The organism is Streptomyces sp. NPDC057486 (assembly GCF_042802415.1).
Lineage (GTDB): Bacteria > Actinomycetota > Actinomycetes > Streptomycetales > Streptomycetaceae > Streptomyces > Streptomyces yanii.
The window spans coordinates 1-5,645 of the sequence record NZ_JBHVEE010000256.1; the positions used below are offsets into that span (position 1 = coordinate 1).

Genomic DNA, 5,645 nt, shown 5'->3' on the forward strand with positions numbered 1-5,645 from the left:
GCCTGCACCCTGCCCGCAGGCGGCGGGCCATCGCCGCGTCCGCACCCCCCGTACCGCTGCCGGCGCGGCCGCTCCGCCCGTCGCCCTCCGGGCGCCCCCGTTCGACCGCTCGGCGCCACCCCGGTCGTCCGTACCGTTAGTGTGGGGCCCCGTCCGAGACGCGCCAACGCCCCGACGGAGCGCGCGTGTACACCGATGCAGCCCCCGGGGGAACGCCCCCCGGACCTGGCCGGAGGGCCCGTACCTCGATGTCCGTGCACAGCCAATCGACGGCGCCGTACGCGGCCGCCGCCGCCCCAGAGTTCCCCCGGCACGTCGTCACCGCCGTGCTCGTCGCCCACGACGGCGCACGCTGGCTGCCCGCCGTGCTGGCCGGGCTGCTCGGGCAGGAACGTCCCGTGCAGCAGGTCGTCGCCGCCGACACCGGCTCCGCCGACGACTCCGCGCGGCTGGTCACCGAGGCGCTCGGCGCCGAGCGTGTCCTGCACCTCGCACGCCGTACGAGCTTCGGTACGGCTGTCGACGAGGCGGTCCGCACGGTCGGTGAACTCACCCCCGACGACCTGCCGTACCTGAAGCGCCCCAGCGGCTGGGACCCGGTCACCAGGAGCTGGCGCGACGACGCGTACGACCTGCCCGAACTGCCTCACGGCGAACCGGTGCAGTGGCTCTGGCTGCTCCACGACGACTGCGCACCCGAGCCCGACGCGCTCGCCGAGCTGCTGCGCGTCGTCGAGACCGACCACCACGCCGCGATCGTCGGCCCCAAACTCCGTGGCTGGTACGACCGCAAGCAGCTCCTCGAAGTCGGCGTCTCCATCGCCAACAGCGGACGCCGCTGGACCGGACTCGACCGCCGCGAGCAGGACCAGGGCCAGCACGACCAGGTCCGTACCGTACTTTCCGTCTCCTCCGCCGGCATGCTGATCCGCCGTGACATCTGGGAGGAACTCGGCGGGTTCGACCGCAGGCTCCCGCTGATGCGTGACGACGTCGATCTCTGCTGGCGCGCCCACGCCGCGGGACACCGGGTCCTCGTCGCCCCCGACGCCGTCCTGCGGCATGCCGAGGCGGCCGCCCGGGAACGCCGCCCCATCGACTGCGCCGGACGCTCCGTTGCCTCGCCTCACCGTGTCGACAAGGCCGGCGCCGTCTACACGATGCTCGTCAACGCCCGCGGCAAGCAACTGCCCTGGGTGCTGCTCCGGCTCGTGCTCGGCACCCTGCTCCGCACCCTCGCCTATCTGGTCGGCAAGGTGCCCGGTCAGGCACTCGACGAGGTCGCCGGACTCTTCGGCACCCTGTTGCGCCCCGGCAGGATCTTCACCGCCCGCCGCAGGCGCGGCAAGGGCGTCGTGGACGCGGCCGAGCTGCGCGGTCTCTTCCCGCCGCCCGGTGCGACCGTGCGCGCCACCGTCGAGCAGGTCGCCGGAAACTTCGGCAGCGGATCCGACGCCGATTCCGGCGGCTCACGGCACGGCGCCGTCGAGTCCGGACCGGGCGGTGACGACGCCGACTTCCTGGAGATCGAACAGTTCGCCCGACTGAAGCGGATCGGCCGCAAGCCCGGCCCCGTCCTCTTCGCCGTCCTGCTCCTCGTCTCCCTCGTCGCCTGCCGCAGCCTCCTCGGCGGTGGCGCACTGGCGGGCGGCGCCCTGCTGCCCGCACCCGCGGATGTCTCCGACCTGTGGGGGCGGTACGCGGACGGCTGGCACCCGGTCGGCACCGGGGGCACCCAGACCGCGCCGCCCTACCTCGCCGTGATCTCCGCCCTGTCCGCGCTGTTCCTCGGCTCGACCGGCTTCGCGCTCACGCTGCTGCTCGTCTGCTCCGTCCCGCTCGCCGGACTCACCGCGTACTTCGTGTCCCGCCCGCTGCTCGAATCGCGACTGCTGCGGGCCTGGGCGAGCATCGCGTACGCCTTCCTGCCCGCCGCGACCGGCGCCCTCGCGACCGGCCGCCTCGGCACCGCCGTGCTGGCGATTCTGCTTCCGCTGATCACCCGCGCCGCCGTCTCCGCAAGCGGGATGCGTGGTCATGGGGACACCCGCGGCAGCTGGCGCGCCACCTGGGCGTACACCCTGCTCCTCACCCTCGCGATGGCCTTCACGCCCATGGTCTGGCCGCTCGCCGTCGTCCTCGGCATCGGCGTCCTCGTACTGCGCCGCCACGACATCGCCGCCTACGGGCTCCGCTTCATCGCCACGATCGGCACCCCGCTGCTGGTCCTCGCTCCGTGGTCGCTGTCGCTGCTCAGCAGCCCCTCGTCGTTCCTGAGCGAGGCGGGCCTGGACTTCGGTACGGGTACGGCCTCCGCACTCGACCTGCTCGGGATCAGCCCCGGCGGCCCGAAGGCCGCGGGCGGCGTGCTGCTGCTCGGCATCGTGCTCGCGGCGCTGGCCGCGCTGCTGCGCGGGGAGCGACAGTTCGCGATCCGTGCGGCCTGGGCCGTCGCGCTCGTCGCCCTGGTCTTCGCCGGGATCGCCAACGGCTCCGGCTGGGCCGGGCCCGCGACCCTCGTCTACGGCATCGCGCTGATCGCCGCCGCGCTCGTCGGCGCGGACGGTGCCCGGGTAAGGGTCGCCGAGCTCAGCTTCGGCTGGCGGCAGCCTGTCGCCGCCCTGATCGCCCTCGCCGCGGTGCTGGCTCCCGCACTGGCCGCCGTCGGCTGGATGATCGGTGGCGCCGCGGGCCCGCTGGAGCGTCGTGACCCGGTGCAGGTCCCCGCGTTCGTCGCGGAGGAGAGCGGTACCCGCGACCAGCCGCGCACCCTGGTCCTCGGCGGCAGTTCGCCCGGCACCGTCTCGTACACCCTGGTCCGCGGCTCCGGCGCGCGGCTCGGTGACGCGGAGCTGGCCGAGTCGGGCGGCTCCAACAGTCACCTGGACAAGGTGGTCGCCAACCTGGTCGCGGGCTCGGGCGCCGACCAGGGCAGCCAGCTCAGCGGCTTCGCGATCCGTTACGTACTCGTACGGGACGGCGCGCCGCGCGAGATGAGCCGGGTGCTCGACGCGACTCCGGGCCTGAGCCGGCTGAGCCAGCTCGACGGCAGCGCGCTGTGGCGCGTGGACCGTCAGGTCGCCCGCATCATGATCGTTCCGTCCGGCGTCGACGGCGAGCAGCTGCCCGTCGGCTCGCAGCCGGTCGAGGCGCACTCCAGGATTCCCGCGGGCGGCTCCGGCCGCATCCTGCGGATCGCCGACGCCGCGGACCCCGGTTGGACGGCCACGCTGAACGGCCGGGCCCTGACCGCCAAGACCGTGGACGGCTGGGCACAGGGCTTCGAGCTGCCCGCCGAGGGCGGCACGCTGGACCTCACGTACGAGACGCCGGTCACCCACACCGCGTGGATCTGGGCCCAGGCCGCGCTCGGCGTGGTCCTGCTGGTCCTGGCTCTGCCGGGCCGTCGCCGGGAGATCGACGACGACCTGCCGGAGGCGGACCTGACGGTTCCGGCGGAGCCGGTCGCAGGCGAGGGACGCCGGGCGCGCAGGCTGCGCGCCGCGGCGGAGGCGGAGGCGGCACCCGAGGGCGTCGAGCCGACGCCGGACGAGGCAGGGCAGGACATCCCCGCGCAGCGGTCGACCGACCCGTACGCCGAGCGGTCCGAAGCACAGAACCCGTACGGCGACCAGTCCGCGGCACAGGACCCGTACGCCCAGCCGGACGACGACGGCCCGTACGCCCCCGTACCGCAGCAACAGCAGTACGGCGAGTGGGACACCCAGCAGTACCAGGGCGCCGACTACCCGCAGTACCAGGGCGAGCACCAGCAGGCCGCCGCCGATGCCTACCAGCAGGGCACCGCCCCGGCGTACGACCCGTACGGCTACCCGCAGCAGCAGTACGACCAGAACCAGGGCCAGTACAACCAGGAACCGGGTCAGTACGACCAGAGCCAGGGCGCGTACGACCAGGGCCAGTACAGCCAGTACGCCCCGCAGCCCCCGTACGACCCACAGGCCCCCTACACCGCACAGGGCCCGTACGACCCGCAGAACCCCGACGAGAACCCCGCCCCGGCCCGGAACCCGTGGCCGACCGGTAACGCATCGCGAGGCGAGTCCGAGTGAAGTCCACCAGTCTGTCCCTCATCGCGGGCACCGTAGCCCTCGCTGCCGTCACCGGGTTCGCCGCGCTCACCGCGCCGGGCGAGGCGGACGCAGGCGAGGCGAAAGCCGCCGCACGGCTGCCGGTGGAGCGGTCCAGTCTGCTCTGCCCGGCGCCCGGCCTCTCGGACCTCGCGGAGACGACGTACACGTCCTTCACCCCCGCGGCCGGCAGCGGGGGAGAGACAGGCACCGCCGACCTGATGCCGTCCGTCTCCACCACGGCGGACGCGGGCGACGACACCAGCGCCGAGAAGGACGGCAAGAAGGAGGAGAGCAAGAAGGCGGAATCCGGCAAGCCGGTCGTCTCCCTCAAGAAGCCCGGCATGCCGGCCACCGCCGAGGCGTCCGGCTCCGACGCCCCCGCCCTGGTCGGCACCGCCACCGGCGAACTGGCCCCCGGCTGGACCACGCAGCAGACCACCACGGTCAGCGCGGGCGCCACCCGCGGCCTGCTCGGGGTCAGCTGCACCGGCCCCGACACGAACTTCTGGTTCCCGGCCGCCAGCACGGCGAAGTCCCGCGAGGACTACGTCCACCTCACCAACCCTGACGACACGGCCGCGGTGGCCGACATCGAGCTGTACGGGCCGGACGGCTCGCTCAAGTCCGATGTGGGGGAGGGCATCACGGTCCCGGCCAGGTCCAGCGTTCCGGTCCTGATCTCCACCCTGACCAGTGAGGCGGCCGACGACGTGACGGTCCACGTCACCACGCGTACCGGCCGGGTCGGCGCCGTCGTCAGGGCAGCGGGTGACGGGGCCGGCAGCGACTGGCTCGCCGCCTCCGTCGACCCGACGGGGACCCTCGTTCTTCCCGGCATCCCGGCGGACGCCACGGACGTCCGGCTGGTGGCTTTCGCCCCCGGAGAGGACGACGCCGATCTGAAGGTGCAGCTGCTGGGCAAGAACGGTGCGATCTCACCGGCCGGACACGAGGACCTTCACATCAAGTCGAACATGACCGCAGGCGTCGACCTGAAGGACGTCACCAGGGGTGAAGCGGGCTCCCTGCTGCTGACTCCGGCGGAGAGCGGACGGGCCACTCCGGTGGTGGCGGCGCTGCGCGTGGTCCGCGGCACCGGCGACAAGCGGGAGGTCGCGTACATCCCGGCGACCGGGCCGGTGGGCGCACAGGCCACCGTGGCCGACAACCGGGCGAAGGGCTCGACCCTTTCCCTCACCGCTCCGGGCGCCACCGGGAAGGTGAAGGTCACGGCCTCGGCAGGCAGCGAGGGCGGCGAACAGGCCGTCCAGACGTACACGGTCAAGGCCGGTACGACGATCGCCGTCACCCCGCCGGTACCGGCCGGGCTGAAGGGCAGCTACGCGCTGACGATCGAGACGGAGTCGGGCGGTCCGGTCCATGCCGCGCGCACCCTGTCCCTTCCGGAGGACGGCATCCCGATGTTCACGGTGCAGACGCTGCCGGACGACGGCGGAACGGTCGAGGTACCCAACGCCGAACAGGACCTTTCGGTTCTGGACGGCTGAGCAACGGGTTCGGGGCGGGCCGAGGCCGGCCCGCCCCGAACCC

The 5,645-nt window shown here is 73.5% G+C and carries 2 protein-coding genes; both read left to right on the forward strand.

Annotated elements, in window-relative coordinates; genetic code table 11:
- Positions 1-248: 248 nt before the first annotated feature.
- A complete protein-coding gene (locus ACFU6I_RS47640; protein ID WP_384380587.1) occupies positions 249-4,073 on the forward strand; it encodes a glycosyltransferase in 3,825 nt (1,274 codons plus the stop codon).
- Entirely contained in the window at positions 4,070-5,602 is a 1,533-nt protein-coding gene (locus ACFU6I_RS47645) for a DUF5719 family protein (protein ID WP_384380590.1), read from the forward strand. Before ACFU6I_RS47640 ends, ACFU6I_RS47645 begins: the two co-directional genes overlap by 4 nt.
- The last annotated feature ends 43 nt before the right edge of the window (positions 5,603-5,645 follow it).

Coding starts and splice junctions, on each gene's coding strand:
- ACFU6I_RS47640 (WP_384380587.1), top strand. CDS start 249: ATGTCCGTGCACAGCCAATCGACGGCGCCGTACGCGGCCGCCGCCGCC.